Source organism: Roseixanthobacter liquoris (assembly GCF_043195135.2).
Taxonomy (GTDB): domain Bacteria; phylum Pseudomonadota; class Alphaproteobacteria; order Rhizobiales; family Xanthobacteraceae; genus NCEH01.
Window position 1 is genome coordinate 1,389,510 of sequence record NZ_CM195537.1, and the last position, 25,901, is coordinate 1,415,410.

General features: G+C 66.8%; 25 protein-coding genes. 17 read left to right on the forward strand and 8 right to left on the reverse strand.

The genetic code is table 11. The features are described from left to right. Positions 1–10 precede the first annotated feature (10 nt). Positions 11–274: a hypothetical protein gene (locus V5F84_RS06280; RefSeq protein WP_394042287.1), complete on the forward strand. Its 264-nt coding sequence runs from the start codon at positions 11–13 to the stop codon at positions 272–274. Positions 275–307: 33 nt separating this feature from the next. After that, complete coding sequence (gene der / locus V5F84_RS06285) at positions 308–1,669, forward strand: ribosome biogenesis GTPase Der (RefSeq protein ID WP_394042286.1); 1,362 nt, start codon at positions 308–310, stop codon at positions 1,667–1,669. On the opposite strand, the gene V5F84_RS06290 is transcribed toward der, so the two are convergent. Continuing rightward, on the reverse strand, positions 1,657–2,109 hold the full coding sequence (locus V5F84_RS06290) for a winged helix-turn-helix transcriptional regulator (RefSeq protein WP_394042285.1): 453 nt from the start codon (positions 2,107–2,109) through the stop codon (positions 1,657–1,659). The two genes, der and V5F84_RS06290, sit on opposite strands and share 13 nt — an antisense overlap. A gap of 119 nt (positions 2,110–2,228) precedes the next feature. Between V5F84_RS06290 and V5F84_RS06295 the strand changes: the two genes are divergently transcribed. The 9 genes from V5F84_RS06295 (at position 2,229) to rsmA (ending at position 12,781) form a co-directional block, all read left to right on the forward strand. Then, positions 2,229–3,002 carry an SDR family oxidoreductase gene (locus V5F84_RS06295; protein WP_394042284.1) on the forward strand — a complete coding sequence of 258 codons (774 nt, stop codon included), beginning with the start codon at positions 2,229–2,231 and terminating at the stop codon, positions 3,000–3,002. Between the two features lie 88 nt (positions 3,003–3,090). Beyond that, positions 3,091–4,086: a L,D-transpeptidase gene (locus tag V5F84_RS06300; protein WP_394042283.1), complete on the forward strand. Its 996-nt coding sequence runs from the start codon at positions 3,091–3,093 to the stop codon at positions 4,084–4,086. Beyond that, a complete protein-coding gene (mepA, locus tag V5F84_RS06305; RefSeq protein ID WP_394042282.1) occupies positions 4,083–5,012 on the forward strand; it encodes a penicillin-insensitive murein endopeptidase in 930 nt (309 codons plus the stop codon). The genes V5F84_RS06300 and mepA overlap by 4 nt, the downstream gene beginning before the upstream one ends. 136 nt (positions 5,013–5,148) lie before the next feature. Beyond that, positions 5,149–6,309 carry an LPS export ABC transporter permease LptF gene (gene lptF, locus V5F84_RS06310; protein ID WP_394042281.1) on the forward strand — a complete coding sequence of 387 codons (1,161 nt, stop codon included), beginning with the start codon at positions 5,149–5,151 and terminating at the stop codon, positions 6,307–6,309. A gap of 3 nt (positions 6,310–6,312) precedes the next feature. Then, the gene (gene lptG, locus V5F84_RS06315) at positions 6,313–7,404 is read left to right on the forward strand and encodes an LPS export ABC transporter permease LptG (protein ID WP_394042280.1); all 1,092 of its coding nucleotides are present in this window, start codon (positions 6,313–6,315) and stop codon (positions 7,402–7,404) included. Further along, on the forward strand, positions 7,401–9,872 hold the full coding sequence (locus V5F84_RS06320) for an LPS-assembly protein LptD (protein ID WP_394042279.1): 2,472 nt from the start codon (positions 7,401–7,403) through the stop codon (positions 9,870–9,872). Before lptG ends, V5F84_RS06320 begins: the two co-directional genes overlap by 4 nt. A gap of 235 nt (positions 9,873–10,107) precedes the next feature. Beyond that, positions 10,108–10,920 (forward strand): peptidylprolyl isomerase family protein, encoded by an 813-nt coding sequence (locus V5F84_RS06325; RefSeq protein WP_394042278.1) that lies wholly within the window; start codon positions 10,108–10,110, stop codon positions 10,918–10,920. Continuing rightward, the gene (gene pdxA / locus V5F84_RS06330) at positions 10,920–11,930 is read left to right on the forward strand and encodes a 4-hydroxythreonine-4-phosphate dehydrogenase PdxA (RefSeq protein WP_394042277.1); all 1,011 of its coding nucleotides are present in this window, start codon (positions 10,920–10,922) and stop codon (positions 11,928–11,930) included. Before V5F84_RS06325 ends, pdxA begins: the two co-directional genes overlap by 1 nt. Then, a complete protein-coding gene (rsmA, locus tag V5F84_RS06335) occupies positions 11,927–12,781 on the forward strand; it encodes a 16S rRNA (adenine(1518)-N(6)/adenine(1519)-N(6))-dimethyltransferase RsmA (RefSeq protein ID WP_394042276.1) in 855 nt (284 codons plus the stop codon). The genes pdxA and rsmA overlap by 4 nt, the downstream gene beginning before the upstream one ends. Before the next feature lie 38 nt (positions 12,782–12,819). Here the strand turns inward: rsmA and gmk are convergent, their stop codons facing one another. From gmk to fabD, 7 genes are all read right to left on the reverse strand, one after another. After that, positions 12,820–13,497 carry a guanylate kinase gene (gene gmk / locus V5F84_RS06340; protein ID WP_394042275.1) on the reverse strand — a complete coding sequence of 226 codons (678 nt, stop codon included), beginning with the start codon at positions 13,495–13,497 and terminating at the stop codon, positions 12,820–12,822. Between the two features lie 13 nt (positions 13,498–13,510). Then, positions 13,511–14,431: a YicC/YloC family endoribonuclease gene (locus tag V5F84_RS06345; protein ID WP_394042274.1), complete on the reverse strand. Its 921-nt coding sequence runs from the start codon at positions 14,429–14,431 to the stop codon at positions 13,511–13,513. A 35-nt stretch (positions 14,432–14,466) separates the two neighbouring features. After that, the gene (mltG, locus tag V5F84_RS06350) at positions 14,467–16,017 is read right to left on the reverse strand and encodes an endolytic transglycosylase MltG (RefSeq protein WP_394042273.1); all 1,551 of its coding nucleotides are present in this window, start codon (positions 16,015–16,017) and stop codon (positions 14,467–14,469) included. Positions 16,018–16,248: 231 nt separating this feature from the next. Then, the gene (gene fabF / locus V5F84_RS06355) at positions 16,249–17,511 is read right to left on the reverse strand and encodes a beta-ketoacyl-ACP synthase II (RefSeq protein ID WP_394042272.1); all 1,263 of its coding nucleotides are present in this window, start codon (positions 17,509–17,511) and stop codon (positions 16,249–16,251) included. Positions 17,512–17,597: 86 nt separating this feature from the next. Beyond that, positions 17,598–17,834: an acyl carrier protein gene (locus V5F84_RS06360; protein ID WP_029003376.1), complete on the reverse strand. Its 237-nt coding sequence runs from the start codon at positions 17,832–17,834 to the stop codon at positions 17,598–17,600. Between the two features lie 257 nt (positions 17,835–18,091). Next, a complete protein-coding gene (gene fabG, locus V5F84_RS06365) occupies positions 18,092–18,829 on the reverse strand; it encodes a 3-oxoacyl-[acyl-carrier-protein] reductase (RefSeq protein ID WP_394042271.1) in 738 nt (245 codons plus the stop codon). A 41-nt stretch (positions 18,830–18,870) separates the two neighbouring features. Beyond that, positions 18,871–19,827, reverse strand: a complete 957-nt coding sequence (fabD, locus tag V5F84_RS06370; protein ID WP_394042270.1) for an ACP S-malonyltransferase — start codon at positions 19,825–19,827, stop codon at positions 18,871–18,873. Between the two features lie 301 nt (positions 19,828–20,128). Between fabD and rpsF the strand changes: the two genes are divergently transcribed. The 6 genes from rpsF to V5F84_RS06400 all read left to right on the forward strand — a co-directional run bounded on the left by rpsF (position 20,129) and on the right by V5F84_RS06400 (position 25,828). Then, complete coding sequence (rpsF, locus tag V5F84_RS06375) at positions 20,129–20,596, forward strand: 30S ribosomal protein S6 (protein WP_348844280.1); 468 nt, start codon at positions 20,129–20,131, stop codon at positions 20,594–20,596. Then, positions 20,596–20,856 (forward strand): 30S ribosomal protein S18, encoded by a 261-nt coding sequence (gene rpsR / locus V5F84_RS06380; protein WP_348844281.1) that lies wholly within the window; start codon positions 20,596–20,598, stop codon positions 20,854–20,856. The genes rpsF and rpsR overlap by 1 nt, the downstream gene beginning before the upstream one ends. A 130-nt stretch (positions 20,857–20,986) precedes the next feature. Continuing rightward, entirely contained in the window at positions 20,987–21,940 is a 954-nt protein-coding gene (locus V5F84_RS06385) for a DUF2232 domain-containing protein (protein ID WP_394042269.1), read from the forward strand. 45 nt (positions 21,941–21,985) lie between these two features. Then, the gene (gene rplI / locus V5F84_RS06390; protein WP_394042268.1) at positions 21,986–22,582 is read left to right on the forward strand and encodes a 50S ribosomal protein L9; all 597 of its coding nucleotides are present in this window, start codon (positions 21,986–21,988) and stop codon (positions 22,580–22,582) included. Positions 22,583–22,884: 302 nt separating this feature from the next. Continuing rightward, positions 22,885–24,138, forward strand: coding sequence for a cyclopropane fatty acid synthase (locus V5F84_RS06395; RefSeq protein WP_394042267.1), 1,254 nt, complete (start codon positions 22,885–22,887; stop codon positions 24,136–24,138). Between the two features lie 205 nt (positions 24,139–24,343). After that, entirely contained in the window at positions 24,344–25,828 is a 1,485-nt protein-coding gene (locus V5F84_RS06400; RefSeq protein WP_394014171.1) for a replicative DNA helicase, read from the forward strand. The last annotated feature ends 73 nt before the right edge of the window (positions 25,829–25,901 follow it).

Below are 25,901 nucleotides of genomic sequence, written 5' to 3' on the forward strand. Positions count from 1 at the left end.
GAGCTTTCCCATGAACCGGATGCTGCGCCTGCTTCTCGCCGGCTCTGCCCTGCTCGCCCTCACCGGCTGCGAGAGCTTTGATTTCGACAAGATCAACCCGTTCCAGGAGCGCAAGACCCCGCTTTCGGGCACGCGCCAGCCGGTGTTTCCCAACGGCGTGCCGGGCGTCAGCGCCACCGCGCCGCTGGACCAGCCTTCCAACGCCAACGTGTCGCTTGACGCGATCTCGGCCGCCAAGCCAAATGCTCCTGCGGCCGCGCCGGGCACCAACTGACTCTAGGGCGCGCGTGCGCCGAGCTTAAAAAACATGTCCTTTACCCTCGCCATCGTCGGCCGGCCCAATGTGGGCAAGTCGACCCTGTTCAATCGTCTCGTGGGCAAGAAGCTCGCGCTGGTGGACGACCGCCCCGGCGTGACCCGCGATCGCCGCGAGGGCGATGCGCGCCTGGGCGACCTCTCGTTCCGCATCGTCGATACGGCGGGGCTGGAGGAAGCCGACCCTGCGAGCCTTGAAGGGCGCATGCGGGCGCAGACCGAGGCCGCCATTGGCGATGCCGACGCGCTCCTGTTCATGGTGGATGCGCGCTCCGGCCTCACGCCCACGGATCGCGCCTTCGCGGCCCTGGCGCGCAAATCCGGCAAGCCGACCATTCTTGTCGCCAACAAGAGCGAGGGGAAGGCCGGAGAAGCCGGCTCCATGGAAGCCTATGCGCTTGGCCTCGGCACGCCGATCCCGCTATCGGCCGAGCATGGCGAGGGCCTGTCTGATCTGTATGACGCGATCTGCGACGCGCTTCCCGCCCATACGATGAAGCCCGAAGACGCCGACGACGAGCGCGAGGAAACCGACGAGGAGCGCGCCAAGCGCCCCATCAAGGTCGCGGTTCTGGGCCGGCCCAATGCCGGCAAGTCCACCCTCATCAACCGCCTGCTGGGCGAAGACCGGCTGCTGACCGGGCCGGAAGCGGGCATCACCCGCGATTCCATCTCGGTGGAAGTGGAATGGCGGGGCCGCCGGCTCGACGTGTTCGACACCGCCGGCCTGCGCAAGCGCGCGCGCATCGACGACAAGCTGGAGAAGCTCTCCGCCGCCGATGCCCTGCGCGCCATGAAGTTCGCCGAGGTGGTGGTGGTGCTCATCGACGCCACCCGCCCGTTCGAGGAACAGGACCTGCGCATCGCCGACCTGGTGGAGCGCGAGGGCCGGGCGATCGTGATCGGCTTCAACAAGTCCGACCTCGTCCCCGATAGCGGCCTCATGAGCCGGCTGCGGGAAGAGGCCGACCACCTGCTGCCGCAGATCAAGGGCGTGCCGATCATCCCCATTTCCGGGCTCACGGGACGCGGGCTGGACCGGCTGGTGGAGGCGATCGCCGAAACCTACCGCGTGTGGAACATCCGCATTCCCACCAATCCGCTCAACCGCTTCCTGCAACAGGCAACCGACACCCATCCGCCGCCGGCGGTCTCCGGCAAGCGGCTGAAGATCCGCTACATGACGCAGGCGAAGGCCCGCCCGCCGAGCTTCGTCATCTTCTGCTCGCGCACCGACGCCGTGCCGGACAGCTATCTGCGCTATCTCTCGAACAGCCTGCGCGAGGCGTTCGACCTGCCGGGCGTGCCGATCCGCATGACGTTGCGCGAAAAGGCCAATCCCTACGCCTCCTGAGGCAGCGGCAGCAGGATTGTGTCCTGCGGTTGCAAGGTCTTTCCCGCGGCGTCCCGCACTTCGAGCGGGGCGATGGGCATGCCGCAGGCGGCATCCACCAGCGGCGGAAAGCTCTCGCCGCTGGCGAAGCCGTGTTTCTCGCCCCATTGGCGCAGGGCGATGACGACCGGGAACAGGTCGCGACCCTTCTGCGTCAGCACATAATCGTTGAACGCACTGCCGTCCGAGGCGGGAACGCTGGCAAGAATTCCATCCGCCACCAGCGCTTTCAGCCGGGCCGAGAGGATGTTCTTGGCCACCCCCAGCCCCTTCTGAAATTCCCCGAACCGGCGCTTTCCCAGGAAGGCGTCGCGCACGATCAGCAGCGACCACCAATCGCCCACGACGTCCAGTGTCCGGGCGATGGGGCAGGTGGCTTCGTCCAGTCGCGTGCGTTTCATGGCTCTCCTCTCCGCCGGGCTTGTTCAATGATGGCCATCATCAAACAGGTTGCATCATAAAACCAAAAGCGCTACACGTCCATCAGGTTTCAATATGCAACCAAATGATGGAGTTTACGATGCGTCTCTCAGGCAAGCGGGCCCTCATCACCGGCGGCAACAGCGGAATCGGCTTGGCCACCGCCCGTCTCTTCATCTCGGAAGGGGCGAAAGTCGCGATCACCGGGCGGAACCGGGAGACCCTGGACGCGGCGGCCGCCGAGCTTGGCCCGAACCTCCTGGCACTCCCGGCCGACGTGGGGGATTTCGAGGCCACGGCCCTCGCCGTGAAGCAGGCGGCCGAAGCGTTCGGCGGGCTGGATATCGTATTCGCCAATGCCGGCATCGGTGGCGCCACGCCGCTCGGCCAGACGAGCAAGGAGACGTTCGAGACCATCATCCGTACCAACCTGACCGGCGTGTTCTTCACGGTTCAGGCCGCCGAGCCGTTCCTGGAAAAAGGCGGGTCGGTGGTGCTCAACGGCTCGGTGTTGGCGGTGCTTGGCGCGCCCAATTGGGCGGCCTATGCGGCCAGCAAGGCCGGCGTGCGGGCGATGTCGCGGGTTCTTGCTTCCGAGCTTGCGCCGCGCGGCATCCGGGTGAACGTCGTGGTGCCGGGAGCGGCGCGCACGCCCATCTGGTCGGCCTACGCGCCCACCGAGCAAGCGCGCGCGGCGCTCGATGCAGGCCTTGCCCGCTCGATTCCCCTCGGCCGCGTGGGCGAAGCGGAGGAAGTGGCGAAGACCGTGTTGTTCCTGGCATCCGACGATGCCTCCAACATTACCGCTGCCGAGATCGTGGTGGACGGCGGCACCACGGGTGCCCCTTCCGGCGCGCCGATTTATCGCGGCTGAGCCCGTACCGGCGCAGGAACGCGCTTAACGAACGGTGAACTTGCCTCGCTTACGTTCTTGCGCAAACCGGCCAGACGGGATGGGTGCGATGGGTGCGGGGATGATCTTCAGCCGGAGGGCGGCGCTGCGCGCCCTCTGCGGCGCGGGCGTGGGCCTCCTGTCCACGCCCCTGTTTGTGGTGCGGGCAGCCGACGATCCCGACGAGGTCGCCATCCGCGACCTGAAGCCGGGGACCTTTATCTGGTACCCCGAACGGGCGCCCGAAGGGCTGGTCGCCATCGTGGTGTCGCTGCCGCAGCAGCGCTGCTTCGTCTATCGCAACGGCGTGCGCATCGGCGTTTCCACCGTTTCGACCGGGCGCGAGGGCCATGACACGCCAACCGGGGTGTTCACCATCCTGAACAAGGACGTGGATCACCATTCCTCGGTCTATAATGATGCCGCCATGCCCTATTCGGAGCGGCTCACCTGGTCTGGCGTGGCGCTCCATGCGGGCGGGTTGCCGGGCTATCCTTCCTCGCACGGCTGCGTTCACCTGCCGCTCGCCTTCGCCAAGCTGCTGTTCTCCATCACCCAGGTTGGGACGCCGGTGATCATCGCCGACAGCCATAGCGGGCCGACCGATGTGCTGGATCCGGGCCTGATCCTGCCGGCGGACGTGGACAAGATGTTCGATGCCGACGCCAAGCCGACCCTGGTCGCGGCGGCCGGCGATCCGGTTTCCCTGGTCGCCAGCGGCGCCGACCGAAAGCTGATCGTGTTGCGCGGCGGGGCGGTGGTGCTGGAAGGCGCGATTACCGTTCAGGACCCGGCAAAGCCGCTCGGCAATGTGGTGTATCTGCTGGCCGCCGATGGCGTCGGGCGCACGCCGCGCTGGATGGCGGTGAGCTACGAGGGCAACGGCGCGCAGCCTGGCCTTGCTCAGGAGGCGCTCTCGCGTATCGTGGTGGATCCCGCGATCAACCGGGATTTGAGTGCCATGCTGAGCCCCGGCGCCACCTTGCTGATCACCGACCTGCCGGCCCATCCGGGAACGCGCACCGACAAGGATTTCGTCATTCTCACCCGCAAGGGCACGGTATGATCGCACGCCGGACCTCGATCGCGCTGCGGCGACTCTGGAATCTTGCGGCCGCGCTCGTTGCCGCCGTGGCGCTCGTGGCGGCGGAACCGGTGCGCGCGCAGAGCCCCGCACCCGGCGGGGCGGCCGCTGTGCCGGCGCGCGAGTTGTTCGGTGCGGTCAACGCTCCCGCCCCGCTCGCGGCGCGGGCAGTGGGGTTTTATTCCAAGGGCTGCCTTGCCGGCGGCGCGGCCCTGCCGGTCACCGGCGCCACATGGCAGGTGATGCGGCTGTCGCGCAATCGCAATTGGGGTCACCCCGACCTCATTGATTTTCTTGAGCGTTTCGCGGCGGTCGTGCCCACGGTCTCGAACTGGCGCGGCATCCTCGTGGGCGACATGGCGCAGCCGCGCGGCGGCCCCATGCGCACCGGCCACGCGTCCCATCAGGTCGGCCTTGATGCCGACATCTGGCTGACCCCGAGCCCAGGGCACGAACTGTCGCGCGCGGAACGCGAGAGCCTCTCGGCCACCATGGTGGTGCGCCCCGATCGGCTGGACGTTGATCCCAAGGTCTGGACGCCGGACCATATCGCCGTCATCCGCGCGGCCGCCCTCGATCCGCGCGTCGAGCGCATCTTCGTGAATGCCGCGATCAAGAAAGCGCTGTGCCGCGATGCGCGCGGCGACCGGGGCTGGATGACCAAGGTGCGTCCCTATTGGGGGCACGATTATCACATGCACGTGCGCTTGAGCTGCCCGGCCGACAGTCCCGATTGCCGGCCCCAGGAACCGCCGCCCCAGGGGGATGGGTGCGGTGCGGACCTTGCCTGGTGGTTCACGGACGAGGTGCTGCATCCCAAGCCCCCCAAGGTCCCGCCGAAGCCGACGCCGCCCCTGATTCTCGCGGACCTTCCGCCGGCCTGCGCCGCCGTGCTCGGCGCACATTAAGCTTAACCCTGGCGGGCGGGGGCTATCCCGGTGCCCCCGGCGTGCCGCATTTGCACCGCACCGTGGAAGCCGCTATCCAGGAGCGGTTCCAAGGTGAAGCGTGACGGGGCGGCGATCACGCGTCTGACGAGGATGTATGGGCCGTCTCGATCGTTACATTTTTCAGACCGCGGCGGTCGCCTTCCTGGGCGTGACCATCGTTCTGACGGCAATGATCTGGTCGACCCAGGCGCTTCGCCAGCTCGACCTCGTGACCAGCCAAGGCCAGACCATCCTGGCCTTCTTCGCAATCACATCCCTGTCCGTGCCGACCCTGATCCTGGTGATCGCGCCCGCGGCCCTGTTCATCGCCACGGCCTATACCTTGCTGAAGCTGAACGGCGATTCCGAAATCGTGGTGATGGCCGCGGCCGGCATGAGCCACTGGCGCGTGCTGCGCTCGATGATTCTTCTCGCCACCCTGGTCTCGCTGTTCTGCGCCGCGCTCTCGATCGATCTGGTGCCTGGGAGCCTGCGCATGTTTCGCGATCAGGTGTCGCGGGTTCGCGCGGACGTTGTGTCGTTCGTGGCGCAGCCGGGCCGTTTCGTGAACCTGGCGCAGGGCCTGGTGTTCCACGTGCGCGAGCGCTCCGCCAATGGCGTGATGCACGGCGTTTTCATCAATGACGCGCGGGAAAAGGAAATCTCCACCTATCTCGCGGATCGTGGGCAGATCGTCGAAACTCCCAACGGCATTTTCCTGGTGCTCGAAGACGGCTCCATTCACCGGCGGACCTCCGGGTCCAACAGCAACGGCTCGGTCGTGGCGTTCCAGCGCTACGCGTTCGGGTTGTCCGAGCTCGCCCCGGGCTCGCAGGCGGTCGATATCCGCCCGAACGAGCGGCCGTTCGAATATGTGCTGAACCCGCCCGCAAACGACATGTACCGCATCATGGGGCAGGGGGGACGCTTCCGCGAGGAGGTCCACAAGCGCCTCTCTTCCGGTCTCTACCCGTTCGCGTTCTTCGCGGTGGCGGCGGCCGCCCTGGCCCGTCCGCGCACCACGCGCCAGGGCCGGGCGCTGGCGTTGACGGCGATCATCCCCATCATGGTGACGCTCCAGATCGCGAATTTCGTCGTGACCGGCCAGTTGCGGACCTCGGCGGCGGCAGTGCCCATCGCCTATCTGCTGCCGATCACCTCAATCGTGCTGTGCGCGCTCGCCCTCGACGGACGGGTCAAGATCGCCGTGCCCGGATTCCTCACCCGCATCATCGACGCGATCGCCTTGCGCGTTTCCCGGCTCTCGGCGACCTGAGCCATGATCGGAAAAACCCTCGGCTTCTATTTCGCGCGACGCTTCTTTTCGTCCGTGGCGATGATCTTTTTTTCCTGCGTCGCCCTGATCATGCTGGTGGATTTCCTCGAGATGACCCGCCGCACGGCGGACCGCGACGAGGTGACCTCGCTGGTCGTGGGCCTGCTGACGGTCTACCGGACGCCCGCCTTCACCGAGCAATTATTGCCGTTCGCGGTGCTCTTCGGCGCCATCGCCACCTTCGTGACGCTCTCGCGCAAGCTTGAGCTGGTGGTTGCAAGGGCGATCGGGCTTTCGGCGTGGCAGTTCATTTTTCCGGCTGTGCTCGTCGCCTTCCTGATCGGCGTCGCCTCCACCACCCTGTTCAACCCCGTCTCCGCGGAATTCAAGGAACGGGCGAATCGGATGGAGGGGGAGATCTTCAACACCACCGCCGGGCTGATGGCCCAGGGGAAGGCGGGCTTCTGGGTGCGCCAGCAGAGCATCGACGGCCAAGCCATCATCCAGGCCGGCTCCTCCCAGCAGGGCGGGCGCGAGCTGGTGGGCGTGACCATGTTCGAGTTCGATCGCAAGGATCGCCTGGTGCAGCGCATCGAGGCGCGTTCTGCGGTACTGGAGGACGGTTTCTGGCGTTTGCAGGATGTCCGCGTGCTGGTGCCGGGGTTCGAGCAGCAGACCTATTCCGTTTACCTTGTTGCGACGAATCTGGACCCCTCGCAGGTCCAGGAGAGCCTGATCTCGCCCGATACCGTGTCTTTTTGGCAACTTCCGTCGGCGATCGAGAGTGCAGAGCAGCAGGGCTTCGGCGCGAGCCGCTACCGGCTTCAGCTTCAAAGCCTTTTGGCGCGGCCATTTTTGCTCGTGGCCATGGTACTTATCGCCGCGGTGGTCGGCCTGCGCGTGTTCCGCTTCGGGGGGGTCGGTCAGACGATTCTCGGTGGCGTCGTGGCGGGCTTTCTGCTTTATCTGGGAACCAAGCTCGCCGAGGATTTAGGTGAGGCGGGCGTGGTGCATCCCGTTGCTGCTGCATGGTTTCCAGCGGTGGCGGGGATATTCCTGGGGATTCTCGTATTGTTGCACCGGGAGGACGGATGACGGTCGGGTTTCCCCCCGCCGAAGGCCATGGAGCTGCAACCGGCCGGCGCGCCTTGCGCCGCAGCGGGGGCGGCTGGGCTTTTGTCGTCGGCCTCCTGTGCGCTGCTCTGGCCTTTGCTGTGCTGCAACCCGGCACGGCGGCCGCGCAGACGGCGAGCTTTGCCAACACCAAGATGCCCAAGGCGGACCCCAACAAGAAGATGCTCGTGACCGCCGACGAGCTGGTCTACGACTACGAGCACGACAAGATCTCGGCGGTCGGCAACGTTCAGATTTATTATGACGGCTCCACCCTGGAGGCGAAGCGCGTGACCTTCGACCGCAAGGCGAACACGCTGCGCGCCGAGGGCGACGTGCTGCTGAAGCAGCCCGACGGCAAGATCCTGACCGCCAACACCATGCAGCTGACCGAGGACTTCCGGGACGGGTTCCTGGAGTCACTGCGCGTGGACACGCCGGACAAGACCCATTTCGCGGCAACACGCGCCGACCGCACGGACGGCAACATCACGGTGTTCCAGAATGGCGTCTACACCGCCTGCGAACCCTGCAAGGACCATCCGGAAAAGCCGGTGCTCTGGCAGATCAAGGCGGCGCGCATCATTCACAATCAGAATGAGCAGATGATCTATTACAAGGACGCCACGCTCGAGTTTTTCGGGCTGCCGTTCGCGTATTTCCCTTACTTCTCCTCGCCCGACCCCACGGTGAAGCGCAAGACCGGCTTCCTGATGCCGGAATTCTACAACAACAGCATGCTGGGCATCGGTGCCGGCGTGCCGTTCTTCTGGAACATCGCGCCCGACCGCGACCTCACCTTCGATCCGCTCTATTTCTCCAAGCAGGGCCTGCTGGCCAAGGGAGAATGGCGCCAGCGGCTGATCGACGGGTCCTATAACATCCGCGCCGCCGGCATCCAGCAGCAGGATATCGAGCAGTTCGCCGGCCTGCCGGGCTATCGCGAAAACCGCGGCATGGTGCAGAGCTCGGGCAATTTCGTCATCAACAGCCAGTGGCAATGGGGCTGGGACGGCACGCTGACCTCCGACCGCACCTTCCTGCGGGATTATGGGCTGATCGGCGCCGCCGAAACGGAGAAGATCTCGCAGGCCTATTTGACCGGCCAGGGCGATCGCAGCTTCTTCGACGTGCGGGGCATGTACTTCCTCGGCCTGTCGGTCACCGACAACCAGGACCTCATCCCGGTGGTCGGAACGTTCAACTACAACTATGTCTTCGGCAATCCGATCTTCGGCGGCGAAGCGGGCGTGAAGGTGAACTTCAACTCCGTGTCGCGCACCGAGGCCGACTTTGTCGGCACTTCGGCGGCCACCTCCTGGGTGGGCGGCGCAACCGGCATTCCGCCCGGCTCCTGCCTGCTGAGCAATCCGAACCCCACCCAATGCCTGCTGCGCGGCGCGCCGGGCGACTACCAGCGGCTCAGCGGCGAGTTCTATTGGAAGAAGACGCTGACCGACGCCGCCGGGCAGATGTGGACGCCGTTCGCCAGCGCCCGCGTGGACGTGGCGCACGCCAATATCAGCGCCTTGCCCACCAATTACACCGACGGGCCCACGCTGGCGGGACAGAATGTGCTTCAGTCCGGCAATGACGACCTGATCCGCGCCATGCCGGTGATCGGCCTCGATTACCGCTATCCCTTCATCTCCGTGGAGAATTGGGGCACGCAGACGATCGAGCCGCGCGCCCAGCTGATCATCCGCCCCAACGAGACCAGCATCGGCAAATTCCCGAACGAGGATGCGCAGAGCCTCGTGTTCGACGATGCCAATCTGTTCTCGGTCAGCAAATATTCCGGTTGGGACCGGGTCGAAGGTGGCAGCCGCCTCAATGTGGGTGTCACCTATACCGCCGCGCTCAATGGCGCCGGCGTCATCTCGGCGGTGGTCGGCCAGTCCTACAGCCTGTTCGGCAAGAACTCTTTCGCCTATGGCGACATGGCGAACACGGGCCTGGAATCGGGCCTGGAGACGAGCACCTCGGACTATGTCGCCCGGTTCAGCTATTCGCCGACCAACAATCTCGAATTCATCTCCCGCTTCCGCTTCGACGAGGAAAACTACACGTTGCAGCGGCTGGAACTTGAGGGGCGCACGAGCATCGACCGCCTCTCCCTGTCCGCAACCTATGGCCGCTATGAGCCCCAGCCCCTGCTCGGCTATTACCAGGAGCGCGAGGGCGTCCTGACGACCGCCAGCTACAAGCTGACGGACGTGTGGTCGGTCAGCGGCGGTATCCGCTACAACATCGCCCAGGCGAGCATCGACATGACCACGGCGGCCATCACCTATGCCGACGATTGCTTCACCCTGGCTCTGACCTATCTCTCCGATTATTCGATCAACGGGCCGAACAACGGCCCGAACAATACGGTCATGCTCACCATCGGATTGCGCACCCTGGGTGAAACCAAGGTCAAGTCGGCGATCGGCAGCTCGACGCAGTGACGCCCGCGCGCGGGCTTCGCGGCGCGCGCGGCCCAAATGCCGCCACAGGAGGCGGCAACAAGCATTTACAAGCCGAAGGGCGCGGGTTAAGCGCGCAGGGAGGCCTTCGTCTCCCGCCCCTCGCCGAGCCAATCCGGGTTGACCGATGCAGTCGTGCCGCCGCTTCCTCTTCCTCCTTAGCCTTGCCGTTGCAGCCCTTTCCAGCGGAGGGGCCAGCGCGCAGCAGATTCTCGCCATGGTGAATGGGGCGCCCATCACCAGTTTCGACGTCGCCCAGCGGCAGCGAATGCACACGCTGCTGGAGCGCAAGAACGTCGGCGCGAAGGAAGCGCTCGAAGAAGTGATCGACGATCGCCTCAAGATCTCCCAAGGGGCGAAGCTGGGCATCGATCTCGATCAGAAGGAGATCGACGATCTGTTCGCCAACGTCGCATCGCGCTCGGGGCGCACGGCGGACCAACTCGCCGACGGGCTGAAGCAGGGCGGCATCGAGCCGAACGCCTTCAAGCAGAAGCTGCGTGCCGACAACATCTGGCAGCAATATGTGCGCGCCCGCGCGCCCAGCGTCTCGGTGCGCGACCAGGACGTGCTCGCGGCCATCAACCAGAGCGGCAACGCCTCGATGGTGGCGACGGAATACACGCTGACACCGATCGTTCTCGTCGTGCCCCGCGGCAGCAATGCCTATGCGGCGCGCCTCGCCGAGGCCAACGCGCTCCGCACGCGCTTCAACGGATGCGAGAGCGGCCTCGCGATGGTCAAGACCATGAAGGAGACGGTGGTGCGGTCGCCGGTCCTGCGCCTGTCGTCCGAAATGCCGGCGGCGCTGCGCCAATTGCTCGACAAGACCGAAGTCGGCCGGCTTGCGCCCGCGGAAGTGACGCAGTCCGGCGTCGAGGTGTTCGCCGTCTGCGCCAAGCGCGAGGTGCGCGGCGAGGCGGCGAATAAGCGCGACGTGAAGGACCAGCTGGCAACCGCGCAGTTCCAGGCGGAATCCAAGCGGCTCCTGACCGAACTGCGCAAGAGCGCCCTGATCGTCTACCGCTGATGCCCGCGGCGCTCGCGCTCACCCTTGGTGAGCCCGCCGGCATCGGGCCGGACCTGACCCTCGCCGCATGGGCTCATCGCGCCCGGAATGGTTGCCCGCCTTTCTTCGCGGTCGGCGATCCCGTCTTGCTGGAAGCGCGCGCCCGGCTGCTCGGCTTGCCGGTGCCGGTCTGCACGGTCGCCCCGCAGGATGCGATGGATGCCTTTGCAACCGCCCTTCCGGTGGTCGCCGCCGGCCCGCGCGCCACGGCGGGGCCCGGTGTGCCCGATGCGACCAGCGCCGCGGCGGTGGTTCAGAGCCTCGACCGCGCCGTGGATCTGGTGATGTCCGGCGCCGCCCGGGCCCTGGTGACGGCACCGCTTGCGAAATCCGTGGTCTATGCGGCCGGCTTTCCCTTTCCAGGCCACACCGAATATCTCGCGGCCCGCTGCGCGGCGGCCGATGGCACCATCCCCCATCCGGTCATGATGATCTGGTCGCCCTTGCTCGCCGTGGTGCCGGCCACGATCCATATTCCCCTGGCCCAGGTTCCGGCGCAGGTGACGCAGGCCCTGCTTGTTGAGACCGGGCGCATCGTCGATCGCGACATGCGCGCGCGCTTCGGCATCGCCGCGCCGCGCCTCGCCTTCGCCGGGCTCAATCCCCATGCGGGCGAGGACGGCACGCTCGGCCGCGAGGACGAGGATGTGGTTCGCCCCGCCATCGCCGCCCTGCGCGCGGAAGGGATCGACGCGCAGGGGCCACGTCCCGCCGACACGCTGTTTCACGCGGAGGCGCGCGCGGGATACGACGTCGTGATCGGCATGTATCACGACCAGGTGCTGATTCCCGCCAAGACGCTCGCGTTTCACGACGGGGTGAATGTGACGCTCGGCCTGCCCTTCGTGCGCACCTCGCCGGACCATGGTACCGCGTTCGACCTGGCAGGCACGGGGCGGGCCAATCCCACCAGCCTGCTGGCGGCCCTGGGCCTCGCCTGGCGCCTGACCGAGCCGGGCCGGGGAGCATGAGCGCCATCGACGAACTGCCGCCCCTCCGCGACGTGATCCGCCGCCACGGGCTTTCGGCGCAGAAGTCGCTGGGGCAGAACTTTCTTCTGGATCTCAATCTCACGTCGCGCATCGCGCGGGGGTCGGGCGCCCTGGAAGGCGCGAACGTGCTGGAGGTCGGGCCCGGCCCCGGCGGGCTCACGCGGGCGCTCCTGGCCCTCGGGGCGGCGCGCGTGGTGGCGGTGGAGCGCGACCATCGCTGCATCGAGGCGCTCGCGGAAGTCGCCGAAGCCTATCCCGGTCGCCTCCAGGTGATCGAGGGCGACGCGCTGAAGATCGATGCCGCCCCCTTGTTCGGTGGCGAGCCGGCGCGGGTGGTGGCAAACCTGCCCTATAATATCGCGACCGTTCTGCTGGTGGGCTGGCTCTCGTGTGAGCCCTGGCCGCCCTGGTTTTCCTCCCTCACCCTGATGTTCCAGCGGGAAGTTGCAGAGCGCATCGTCGCCGAGCCGGGCTCGAAGGCCTATGGACGTCTTGCGGTGCTGGCCGGCTGGCGGACCGAGGCCCGCATCCTGTTTGACGTTGCCCCGTCCGCCTTCGTGCCGCCGCCGAAGGTCACGTCCTCCGTGGTGCATCTGGTGCCGCGCGCGCACCCGCTGCCATGCCGCCTCGCGGTGCTGGAGAAGGTGACGGAGGCGGCGTTCGGCCAGCGCCGCAAGATGCTGCGGCAAAGCCTGAAGTCCCTGGGCGTCGATGCCCAGGCCCTGCTTGCCGCCGCCGAGGTGGAGGAAACCCAGCGCGCCGAGGAAATCGACGTCGCCGGTTTCGTGCGCCTCGCCAATTGCTGGGAAAAGCTGCGCCAACCTGCGTGAGGCAGGTCCAGAGGGGGCGCGCAAAAATGCGCGCGATCTCAGAGGCTGCCGATCAGGCTGCTGACGAAATGGGAAAGGCCGGTCAGCCGCTGGCGCCGCAGCCGCTCGGCCTGAAGAATGGCTTTGAGCTTGGCGAGGCACGCTTCCACATCCTCATTGATGAGGATGTAGTCATATTCGCTGTAGTGGCTGATTTCGGCCGCGGCCTTCGCCATGCGCTCGTGCACCACTTCGTCGCTGTCCTGGCCACGCCCCCGCAGGCGTTCCTCCAGCGCGGCGGCGGAGGGCGGCAGGATGAAGACCTTCACGAGGTCGCGCTTGGCCGACTCGCTCTCCTCAAGCTGCTGGGTGCCCTGCCAGTCGATGTCGAACAGCACGTCGCGTCCATGGGCGAGCGCGTCTTCGACGGGCTTTCGCGGCGTGCCGTAGAGATTGCCGAATACCGTGGCATGCTCCAGCAGCGCGCCCGTGTCGCGCATGTGCCGGAAGCCGGCCTCGTCGGTGAAATAATAGTCGGTGCCCTCCACCTCGCCGGGCCGCGGCTTGCGGGTGGTCAGCGAGACCGACATGGTGATGCGGCTGTCCTGTGCCAGCAGCAGCCGCGAGAGCGTGGTCTTTCCGGCGCCGGAGGGCGAGGAGAGCACCAGCATCAGGCCCCGTCGGGCTAGCCCCGAGCGGCCGGACGGCGGGGCGGAAGGGGCGCTCGCAGCGTCCATGGTCGGGGCGGCCTCACTCGATGTTCGCGATCTGCTCGCGGAACTGATCCACAAGCAGCTTCAGGTCAAGCCCGATCTGGGTGAGGGCGACCGCATTGGACTTCGAGCAGAGCGTATTGCTCTCGCGGTTGAACTCCTGGGACAGGAAGTCCAGCCGCCGCCCCACGGGGCCGCCTTGAATGAGCAGGTCCCGCGCGGCGGCAAGATGGGCCGTCAGCCGATCCAGCTCCTCGCGGATGTCGGCCTTGGTGGCGAGCAGGGCGGCCTCCTGATGCAGGCGCTCGGGATCGAGCGGCGTGCCCGTCTCCAGCAGCGCGCGCACCTGGTCGCGCAAACGGGCCTTGATGGCCTCGGCGCCGCGCTCAGGCCGGGCTTCGGCCTGGGCCACCAGGGCCGCGATGGCGTCCAGCCGCTCCAGCAGCACGGTTCTCAGCGCGGCGCCCTCGACATGGCGCATCGCGATCAGCGCATCGAGGGCGGCCTCGAAGCCGGCGAGGGCGGCGGCGGAGACCACCTCCAGGTCCTGCGCGGTCAGCTCGGCCTCAACCACTTCCACGATGCCCTTCACCGCCAGCAGCGCATCGAGGGTCGGCGGAGCGATGCCAAAGCGCGCGGCGGCGGCGCGAGCGGCGACGATCAGCGCTTCAAGGGCCGGCTGGTTGACGGCCACGGCGATGCTCTCGCCCTCGCGGGCAAGGGTCAGGGTGGCGGAGACCGAGCCGCGCGCCAGGACGCGGGAGGCCGCAGCGCGGGCGGCCGCATCGAGGGCCTCGAACCCGGCGGGAACGCGCAGCCGCAGGTCGAGCCCCTTCGCATTCACCGAGCGTACCTCCCAGGCCCAGCGCCAGTCGGCCGTTGAGCCCTGGATGCGGGCAAAGCCGGTCATGCTCGCCAGGGCCGAGCGCGCGGAAGGGGTGGAACCCGCAGGGGACATCAAGAGCCTCGCAAGGCCGGCACCCGCCGGCCCGTTCAGTTGGAAGGGGCGCGCGGGGCGGCGGGCGCGGCGGGAGCGGGATCGCCGGTGCCGACGCCGGTATTGCTGGTGGGAACGTTGCTCTGTGCCTTGGTGCGGGCTTCGGCCTCGATCTCGCGCCAGCGGGCGACATTGCGATTGTGCTGGTCGAGCGTCTCGGCGAAGACGTGGCCGCCCGTGCCGTCGGCGACGAAATAGAGATCCTTGGTCTTGGCGGGATTCGCGACGGCGGCCAGCGAATCGCGTCCCGGATTGCCGATCGGGCCGGGCGGTAGGCCGTCGATGGCATAGGTGTTGTAGGGCGTCGCGTTCACGATATCGGCGCGCGAGATCGGCCGCCCCAAGGCGCCCTTGCCGCCGGCGATGCCGTAGATGATGGTCGGATCGGATTGCAGCCGCATCTTGCGGGCGAGGCGGTTGATGAAGACCGCAGCGACCTTCGGCCGCTCGTCGGGCTTGCCGGTTTCCTTCTCGACGATCGAGGCCAGCACGACCATTTCCTGGGGCGTCTTCAGCGGCAGATCGGGGGCGCGCTTGGCCCACAGGTCGCGGACCAGCTTCTGCTGGTCGCTCGCCATGCGCTTGAGCACCTCGTCGCGGCTGGTGCCGCGGACGATGTTGTAGGTTTCGGGAAGCAGCGTGCCTTCCTGCGGCATGCGCGGTGTGCCGGTGAGCAAATCGCTGTCCATCAGGCGGGCGACGATCTGCTGGGTGGTGAGGCCCTCCGGGATGGTGATCTGATGCTGGATCACGCGCCCGTCGGCGAGCGCGTCGAGCACCTTTTCCAGGGAGACGCCGGGCTTGAAGATATATTCGCCCGCCTGAAGCGGCTGGCCGCGATGGGCCAGCTGCTGCGCCACCATGAACAGCAGCCAATTGTCGATGACCCCCTGGCGCTCCAGCAGATCGGCGATGTCGCGCGAGCCTTGGCCACGGGGAATGAAGACGTTCTTCTCCGCCGGCAGCGGCCCCGGCGCGGCATATTTCAATTGCCCGTACCAGGCCACGAGCCCGCCGCCGACCGTGAGGAACAGCAGGATCGTAAAAATGGCGCTGCCGATCACCACGGCCGGGTGGCGGGCTCCGTGGGACGGGCGCTTCTTCTCGGCCGCCTTTGCCGCGGCGCGTGGGTCGCGGGCGAGCCGTTCCGCGCGCTTGCGAGCCTTGGCCTGGCCCCGGGTCTCGCGAGGGGGCTTGGCGGGCTTTGCTTTCGGCGATTCCATCGTCTCGGGCACGGCCGTCACGGGATCGCCAGTCTCGGGCGCTGCGGACGCGGCCGGAGCCGGCGCTGCAACCGGAGTGGCCTCTTCGATCATGCGGCTGTCCGGCGCCTTAACGTCCGGAGCCGCAGATCTCGGGCCCGCCGTGGAGTCCGGATCGATTCTCGGCTCCGGCGCCGGGGCGGCGGCATCGCCCGGCGCAACGGGGCTGACCACGGGCGCGGCGCGGGTCTCGCCCGGCGCAGCCGACGGCGTGCCCAGCACCGGTTCCTGGCGGGAGCCGGGGTTGGGGCGGCCTTCGTGCGCCGGAGGCTCGGACGTCGCCATTCAGGGGTCTCCCATCGCGTTCGCTGCGCCCAAGGAATTCCGCGCACCGCACGGCCCGGACTGGAAAGCCGGCCCGCGCGCAGGTTCATGCGAAGAGGTGCATGATACCTATCGCGCGGCAAAGGCCAATGGCGCGCAGGCTAACGTCAAATATGGCGATAAGGCGTATCGCCGCCGGCAACCGGCGGCATTCGCGGCCCGCAAGGTGAACGGGCCGCAAAAATCGCGTGCTCAGGCCTCGGCGCGGCGGAACACCACCGAGGCATTGGTGCCGCCGAATCCGAAGGAATTGGACAGGACGGTGTTGATTTCCCGCGGCCGCGCCGTGTGGGGCACGAGATCGATGGGAGTGTCCACCGAGGGATTGTCGAGATTGAGCGTCGCCGGAGCGATCTGGTCGCGAATGGCCAGCACGGAGAAGATGGCTTCCACCGCCCCCGCCGCGCCGAGCAGGTGCCCGATGGAGGATTTGGTGGAGGACATGGAGGTCTTCGCCGCCGCATTGCCCAGCAGCCGCTGCACCGCGCCCAGCTCGATTTCGTCCGCCATGGTCGAAGTGCCGTGGGCGTTGATATAATCCAGCTCGGAGGCCGGGATGCCCGCACGCTTCAGGGCGGCGGTCATGCAGCGGAAGGCGCCGTCGCCGTCCGGCGAGGGGGCGGTGATGTGATAGGCATCGCCGGAGAGGCCATAGCCGATGAGCTCGGCATAGATCTTCGCGCCGCGCGCCTTGGCGTGTTCGTATTCTTCCAGCACCACGATGCCGGCGCCCTCGCCCATGACGAAGCCGTCGCGGTCGCGGTCGTAAGGCCGGGATCCCTTTTCCGGGGCGTCGTTGAAGCTGGTGCACAGCGCCTTGCAGGCGGCGAAGCCGGCGAGCGAGAGGCGGTTCACGGTCGATTCGGTGCCGCCGGCCACCATCACGTCGGCATCACCGAGGGCGATCAGCCGTCCGGCATCGCCGATGGCGTGAGCGCCGGTCGAGCAGGCAGTGACGACCGCGTGGTTCGGTCCCTTCAGCCCGTGGGCGATGGAGACGTAGCCGCCAGCGAGATTGATGAGGCGCCCCGGAATGAAGAAGGGCGAGATCCGCCGCGGGCCGCGTTCCTTGAGGATGTGCGCGGCTTCTGAAATCCCCTCGATGCCGCCGATGCCGGAGCCGATGAGCACGCCGGTCGTCACCTGGTCCTCGTAGGAGGTCGGGTGCCAGTCGGCATCGTCCAGCGCCTGCTTGGCCGCGGCCATGGCGAAGACGATGAACTCGTCCACCTTGCGCTGCTCCTTGGGCTCCATCCAATCGTCGGGATTGAAGGTGCCGTCGGTGCCGTCCCCGCGGGGGATCATGCACGCGATCTTGCAGGCAAGGTCCGATACGTCGAAGCGCTCGACGAACTTTGCGCCGCTCTGGCCCGCAATCAGTCGCCGCCAGCTTGGCTCGACGCCGCAGCCGAGCGGCGTCACCATGCCGAGGCCGGTGACGACAACACGTCTCATGAGGGGAACTCCGGAACTAGAAATGCGACGGCCGCCATCCGGGACTTCATCATGACGGATGCGACCGTCGCCGTCGCTGACACGGCTCAGGCCGCGTTCTTCTCCAGGAACTTGATCGCGTCGCCCACCGTCAGGATGGTCTCAGCCGCGTCGTCCGGGATCTCGGTGTTGAAAGCTTCCTCGAAGGCCATGACGAGCTCGACGGTGTCGAGGCTGTCGGCGCCGAGGTCGTCGATGAAGCTGGCGTTTTCCGTGACCTTCTCGGGCTCCACGCCCAGATGCTCCGCGACGATCTTCTTCACCCGCTCGGCGATGTCACTCATCGATGCACCCTCATTATCTGAAAAATTGTCTCTATGCCGTACGGCGGCTGTGAGAGGGCATAATGCCTTTCTTCCGCCGTGCCCAGCCCCCATGCTCATTCCGGCGGGTCCTGAACCCAAAGACGCACCGGATGCGCGTTTTTATCCCGGTCCGGAGCTGGATTTCCAAGGCCGGGACAGGACGGTGCGGGTCGGTATCATACTTCCTGCGCCTATGCCAGCAAAGCCCGCTGCGCCGGTTGGATCCCGCACCCTCGTCAGATCATCGCCATGCCGCCGTTCACGTGCAGCGTCTGACCCGTGACATAGCCGGCTTCGTCCGAAGCCAGATAAACGCACGCGCTGGCGATATCTTCCGGCGAACCGAGCCGGGCCGCCGGCACCGCCTTGAGAATGCCCTCGCGCTGCTTCTCGTTCAGCACGTCGGTCATGGCGGTGGCGATGAAGCCCGGGGCGACGCAATTCACCGTCACGCCGCGGCTGGCGACTTCCTGCGCCAGCGATTTGGACATGCCGATCATGCCCGCCTTCGCTGCGGCATAATTGCCCTGGCCGGCATTTCCGGTCACGCCCACCACCGAGGTGATGGAGATGATGCGGCCCGAACGGCGGCGCATCATGGAGCGCACCGCCGCGCGCGACAGGCGGAAGGTGGCGGTGAGATTCACCGCGATCACCTGATCCCAGTCCTCATCCTTCAGGCGCATGAAGATATTGTCGCGGGTGATGCCGGCATTGTTCACGAGGATGTCGAGCTGGCCGAGCGCCGCCTCGGCGTCGGGAATCAACTTCTCCACGTCCTCTGTGACGCCGAGATTGCAGGGCAGCACATGGACGCGCTCTCCCAGCTCGGCGGCAAAGGTGTCCAGGACCTCGCGGCGGGTGCCGGAAATCGCGACGGTCGCGCCCTGGGCGTGGAGCGCCTTGGCGATGGCGCCGCCAATGCCGCCCGTGGCGCCGGTGACGAGGGCGGTCTTGCCGCTGAGATCGAACATGGAGGCTCCTGAAGGGAAAGAAGAGGGGAGAAGGGCGCGGCTCAGGCCGCCGGTGTCCGGCGGGCGGCGATGAAGGCGGCCACGTCTTCCGGCGTGCCGACGGCGGACACGGAAATTTCCTTGGCGATGCGGCGGGACAGGCCGGACAGAACCTTGCCGGCTCCCACCTCGACCGTCGCCGTGACGCCGGCGCCCGCCATGAACAGCACGCTTTCGCGCCAGCGGACCGTGCCCGTCACCTGTTGCACCAGCAAGGCGACGATTTCCGCCGGGTCGCTGACCGGGGCGGCCCGCACGTTGGACACGACAGGCACCACCGGCGCCTTCACCGCGCTGGCGGCGAGCGCGGCCCGCATGGCGTCGGCCGCCGGCTGCATGAGGCGGCAATGGAAGGGGGCGGACACGGGCAGGAGGATCGCCCGGGAGGCGCCCTTCGCCTTGGCGATCTCCATGGCCCGCTCGACCGCCGCCGTGGAGCCGGACAGAACCACCTGGCCGTTGGCATTGTCGTTGGCCGCTTCGCACACGTCGGCGCCGGCCGCCTCTTCAGCGACGGCGCTGGCCTGCGCGAAATCGAGACCGAGAATCGCCGCCATGGCGCCCTGGCCCACCGGCACGGCGTCCTGCATGGCGCGTCCGCGAATGCGCAGCAGGCGCGCGGCGTCAGTGATGGAGAGCGCGCCTGCCGCGGCAAGCGCCGAATATTCGCCCAGAGAATGGCCGGCGACGAAGGACGCATCGCGGGAAAGATCGAGGCCGGCTTCCGTCTCCAGCACGCGCATGGCGGCGAGCGACACCGCCATCAAGGCCGGCTGGGCGTTGGCGGTGAGGGTGAGGTCCTCGATCGGGCCATCCCACATGGTGCGGGAGAGCGCTTCGCCGAGCGCGCCGTCCACCTCGTCGAACACGGCCTTTGCGACCGCGAAATTCTCCGCGAGCGCCTTGCCCATGCCGACGGCTTGGCTGCCCTGGCCGGGGAAAATAAAGGCTGTGGTCAAGGGGTATCCCTCCGCTTAATTTTGGGGAGGGCAGAGACACCGGGACGCAAGGGGAGTCAAGCAGGGCGGGGGGTGTCCATTCTTGCCATCGGCGAAAAATCTGCTATACGCACCGCTTCCGTTGCCCCGGCCGGGGGCTGAACGGACGGCCATCTGTTGCTTCAGCGCGAGTTGAAACCCGGGTGGCAGGGCCACAAGGTCCGTCGTCCCGTGTCCCCGCCTTCCGAGCAAACGAGCCTTTCCAAAGGTTCGAAAGGGCTTGGCGCCGGGCGATGGAGCAACAGGAAAGGCATTAGGACACATGGCGCTCTATGAGCATGTGTTCCTCGCGCGCCAAGACGTTACGGCGCAACAGGTCGAGGAACTCGCCGCCCGATTTAAGGGCGTGATCGAAGCGAACGGCGGCCAGGTCACCAAGACCGAGGCCTGGGGCGTGAAGACGCTCACCTATCGCATCAACAAGAACCGCAAGGCGCACTTCACCCTCATGAACATCGACGCCACCCCGGCGGCGGTTCAGGAGATGGAGCGCCAGATGCGCATCGATGAGGACGTCCTGCGCTTCCTCACCCTGCGTGTGGAAGAGCACGAGGAAGGCCCCTCGGCCATGCTCCAGAAGCGCGACCGCGACGATCGTGATCGTGGCGAGCGTGGCTTCGGCGGCGATCGCGGCTTCGGTGGTGGCGGCGGCTTCGGCGGTCGTGACCGCGAGGACCGTCCGCGCCGTCCGCGCGACCGTGAAGAGACCGCTGGCGAGGAGGCAATCTGATGGCATTCGCTCAAGCTGGTGGCGCCGGCGGCGGTCAGCGCCGTCCGTTCTTCCGTCGTCGCAAGACCTGCCCGTTCTCCGGCCCCAACGCGCCGAAGATCGACTACAAGGACGTGCGTCTCCTCCAGCGCTACATTTCCGAGCGCGGGAAGATCGTGCCGAGCCGCATCACTGCGGTGTCCGCCAAGAAGCAGCGCGAGCTGTCGGCCGCCATCAAGCGTTCGCGCTTCCTCGGCCTGCTGCCGTTCGTGATCCGCTGATCGATCGAGGCGCCCGCTCGAAGGAGCGGGCGCCTCTCCTTTGAAGATGAGTACCGGGGCTTCGGCCTCCGGGTTTGGCTGGGGTGGGCGATGACCTGCCTCTAACCGCTTTTCGCGGGACAGCGCGCTGATGGCACAGTTTCTGATGATCGGCCTCGCCGCGGGAGCGGCGTCGGCGCTTCTCGTAGCGGGTATCGCGACCGGGGGCATCTGGGCCGTTCCGTTCTTCTACCTGGCACCCTTGCCCATCATGATCGCGGGGCTCGCCTTCTCGCACGTGTCGGCGCTTGCCGGCGTGGCTGCCGCGAGCATCGTCCTCGGACTTTATTTCAATTCCTCCTTTCTCATCGCCTATCTCGTCGGCATCGGCGGTCCGGCCTGGGCGCTGTCCTATGGTGCGCTGATGGCGCGCAGCGATGCGGTCAATCCCACCAAGCTGATCTGGTTTTCAATCGGCGGACTGGTGCTGACCAGCGCCGCGCTCTCCAGCTTCAGCGTCATCACCGCCGTCCTGTCGGTGACCGGCGATTTCGAGACCTATCGCACGGCGGTGGCGGCGGCATTCGAGACCTTCATCCAGGTGCAGGGGCAGACCGGCCCGGCGAGCGCGGAAACCGCGCGCATGGGCGAATTGATCGCGAACATCCTGCCGCCCATGGCGGGGGCGCTCGCCATGGTCACCCAGCTCTGCTGCCTGTATCTCGCCGGGCGGGCGGCGCTGGTGTCGGGCCGGCTCGCGCGCCCCTGGCCCGATCTGGCGGCGACCCGCCTGCCGGCTTCCACCTCGCTTGTGCTCGCGCTGATCATTGCCGCTTCCGTGGTGCCGGGCATGGTGGGCCTGTCGGCCTCCGTGGTCGCGGCGACGTTGGTGACGGCCTATGCGGTCGCCGGCTTTGCGGTGCTGCATTTCCTCACGCGCGGGCGCGGCTCGCGAATTCTCATCCTCACTGCCGTCTGGCTGGGCACCCTGGCGTTGGGCTGGCCGGTTCTGGTGGTGGCTCTGCTTGGCGTGGTGGACGCCATGTTCGATCTGCGGGCGCGATCGGCTCCCGGCGGGAGACCGCCGGCCGCCAACGACCGCTGACAGAAATTCCCCGATCCCCGAAACATCGAAACAGGAGACACAAAAATGGAAGTCATTCTTTTGGAGCGCGTGGCCAAGCTCGGCCAGATGGGCGAAGTGGTGAAGGTGCGTGACGGCTACGGCCGCAACTTCCTGCTGCCCAACAACAAGGCCCTGCGCGCCACCAAGGCGAACAAGGCCAAGTTCGAACAGATGAAGGTTCAGCTGGAAACCCGCAATCTGGAGCTCCGCAAGGAGGCCGAGGGCGTCGCCGAGAAGCTGAACGGCCAGAGCGTCGTGATCCTGCGCCAGGCGGGCGAGAGCGGCCAGCTCTACGGCTCGGTCTCCACGCGCGACCTCGCCGAGGCCCTGGTGAAGGCCGGCTTCACCGTCGATCGTCAGCAGATCGAACTGAACCATCCCATCAAGACCATCGGCATGCACACGATCCCCGTGCGCCTGCACCCCGAGGTCGAGGTCTCCGTGACCGCGAACATCGCGCGCAGCGTCGAGGAAGCCGAGCGCGTGGCGCGCGGCGAGGATGTCCGCACCCGCCGCGACGAGGATGAAGAAGCCGAGGCGGAAGCCGCCGCCGAGCGCGACGCCACCCTCGCCGAGGCCGAAGCCGAAGAAGCGGCGGCGGAACTCGACGACGCCGAGTGAGTTGAATCTCTTCTATTTGTCTCGCGCTTTGGAAACGCCCGGCCCCTGGCCGGGCGTTTTCTTGTTTTTGGCCAATTTTGGTATTGCCGTAACGGTCCGGTGGTGTTCAGATTTACACGGCGTCTGTCGGCCGAAAGAGCCTGCAAGGACAGCATGACTGCGGATCGGGCCGAATCCCGCTTCCGTTAAGTCATGCGCCGGCGCCCCGCACTATCGCGTCACATGTGTGTGCCTTGGTGGCGGGGGGCAGAAACCAAGAGGAGGGGCAACCCAGGCGGTCATCTTAGGATGGAGGCGGCCCAGTGGATCGGTTGCTTGAATCTGTTCTGCGTCGTGTCGTGAAGCACGGCGGTCTGCAAGTCACGACGGCGTCCGGCCGAACCTTTACGGCGGGACCGGACACGCCCGCTATTCATGTGCGCTTTGCCAGCAGGCGGGCACAGGTCATGCTGTTGCTCGACCCGGAAATGCAGCTCGGTGAAATCTACACCAACGGCGATCTGGTCATCGAGCGGGGATCGATCGCCGATCTGCTGGAACTGGTGATGTCGCAGGACGTGCTCCAGCCGACGCTCACCTCGCGCCTGCTTTATGTGGCGCGGCGCGTGCTCCGGCGATTGGACCAGTTCAATCCGCGCGGCCGTGCGCGGCGCAACGTGGCCCATCACTATGATCTCGACGGGCGGCTCTATTCCTTGTTCCTCGACGCGGACAAGCAATATTCCTGCGCCTATTTCGAGCATCCCGGCGAGCGGCTCGACGATGCCCAGCTGGCCAAGAAGCGGCATATTGCGGCCAAGCTGGTGCTCGACGCGCCAAATCTCAGCGTTCTGGATATCGGCAGCGGATGGGGTGGTCTCGGCCTCTATCTGGCGGAAATCGCCAAGGCGCGGGTGAGCGGTGTCACGCTCTCCACGGAGCAATTGGGCGTCGCCCAGTCCCGCGCACGGGAAAAGGGGCTGGAGAATCAGGTCTCGTTCGCGCTCCAGGATTATCGCGACGTGCCCGGCCCGTTCGACCGGATCGTCTCGGTCGGCATGTTCGAGCATGTGGGCGTCGATCATTACGGCGAATTTTTCCGCAAGGTGCGCCAATTGCTGGCGCCGGACGGGGTGATGCTGCTGCACGCCATCGGCCGGTTCGATCCTCCGGGTTTCACCAATCCCTGGATTGCCAAATACATCTTCCCGGGCGGCTACATGCCCTCGCTCTCGGAGGTGACCCCCCATATCGAGCGGGCGGGACTGGTGGTCACCGACATCGAGATCCTGCGCCTGCATTATGCCGACACGCTGAAGGCATGGCGCGCGCGTTTCCTCGCCCGGCGGGAGGAGGTGCTGCGCCTCACCGACGAGCGATTCCTGCGCATGTGGGAATTCTACCTCGCCGGGTCGGAAATGGCGTTTCGCCACCAGGGCCTGATGGTGTTCCAGATCCAGCTCGCCCGCAGGCAGGAGGCGGTGCCGCTGACGCGCGATTATATCGCGGAGGCGGAACGCAAATTGCGGACGATGGAGCAACGCAGCGCTCCGCCGTTGCGCCTCGCCGGCGAGTAGGCACAGCCTCGGGGCCGCGCGTGTCGTCTCTCCTCCCGGCGGGATTCGCAGGCCCGCCGGGACGAGAGCTTCGGCCGGGTTATCCCCAGAATGCCCAGGAGTCATGCACAGGGAAAATTCCTCGCCGGCGAAGAATGCAAGGGTGTCCGCTGGGGCCGCGGGTTCTGCTAAATAAGAGCCCGTTCCCGCAAGCTGGACCCGCATCATGCTCGACCTGTCCGACCAGAAGGGGGATCTCGACCCCTCCTATCGCCAGGCGCCCCACAATGTGGAGGCCGAGCAATCCCTTCTGGGCGCCATCCTGGTCAATAACGACGCCTTCTACCGGGTGTCGGACTTCCTCAAGCCCGAGCATTTCTTCGAGCCCATCCACGGCCGCATCTTCGAGCTTGCGGGCGCCCTGGTGCGCGCCGGCAAGGTGGCGACGCCGGTGACGCTCAAGACCTTCCTGCCCGCCGACCTCGATGTCGCGGGCCTGTCCGGCCCGCATTATCTCGCCCGTCTCGCCGCCGAGGCGACCACGGTCATCAATGCCGAGGATTACGGCCGCGCCATCTATGACCTGTCGGTGCGGCGCGAGCTGATCCGCATCGGCGAGGAAATCGTCAACGACGCCTATGACGCGCCGGTGGAGGCGACCCCGCAGGACCAGATCGAGGAGGCGGAAAAGCGCCTCTACGCCATCGCCGAGAGCGGGCGCTATGACGGCGGCTTCCAGCGCTTCGGCGAGGCGCTGCGGGAAGCTGTGGACATGGCGAGCCGCGCGTTCCAGCGCGAGGGCCATCTCTCCGGCATCGCCTCGGGGCTCGACGACCTCGACCAGCAGATGGGCGGGCTCCAGCCCTCGGACCTCGTGATTCTCGCCGGCCGACCCGCCATGGGCAAGACCGCGCTCGCGACCAATATCGCCTTCAACATCGCCGCCGCCTATCGCGGCGAGCAACGGGCCGACGGCTCCATCGAGACCCAGAGCGGCGGCATCGTCGGCTTCTTCTCGCTGGAAATGTCGGCCGAGCAATTGGCGACCCGTATCCTCGCCGAGCAGGCGGAGATCGCCTCCTACAAGATCCGCCGCGGCGACATTTCCGAGAGCGAGTTTTCCAAGCTCGCCGCCGCCGCCCAGACCATGCAGGTGGTGCCGCTCTATATCGACGATACCGGCGGCATCTCGATCGCCCAGCTGGTGGCCCGGGCACGGCGCCTGAAGCGCCAGCGGGGGCTGGACTTCATGGTGGTGGATTATCTGCAATTGCTGTCCGGCTCGTCGAAAAGCTCGTCGCAGAACCGCGTGCAGGAAGTCACCGAGATCACCACCGGACTGAAGGCCCTGGCGAAGGAACTGCAAGTGCCGATCATGGCGCTCTCGCAGCTCTCCCGCCAGGTGGAAGCGCGCGACGACAAGCGCCCGCAACTCGCGGACCTGCGTGAATCCGGCTCCATCGAGCAGGACGCCGACGTGGTGATGTTCGTCTATCGCGAGGAATATTATCTCAAGAGCCGCGAGCCCAAGCCCGGAACCGAGGAATGGTTCAAGTGGGAAGCGGACATGAAGGCGGCCGAGGGGGTGGCGGAAGTCATCATCGGCAAGCAGCGTCACGGCCCCACGGGCACGGTGAAGGTGCATTTCGAGCCGCAATTCACGCGCTTCTCGAACCTTGCCCGCGAAGATCGCCTGCCGGATCGCCATTGATCGGGGAAGGTTGGCGTGCCGCGCGGATCTGCCCCGCGCCCGACGCTGCCGGGGCGTCACGGGTAAGGTATAG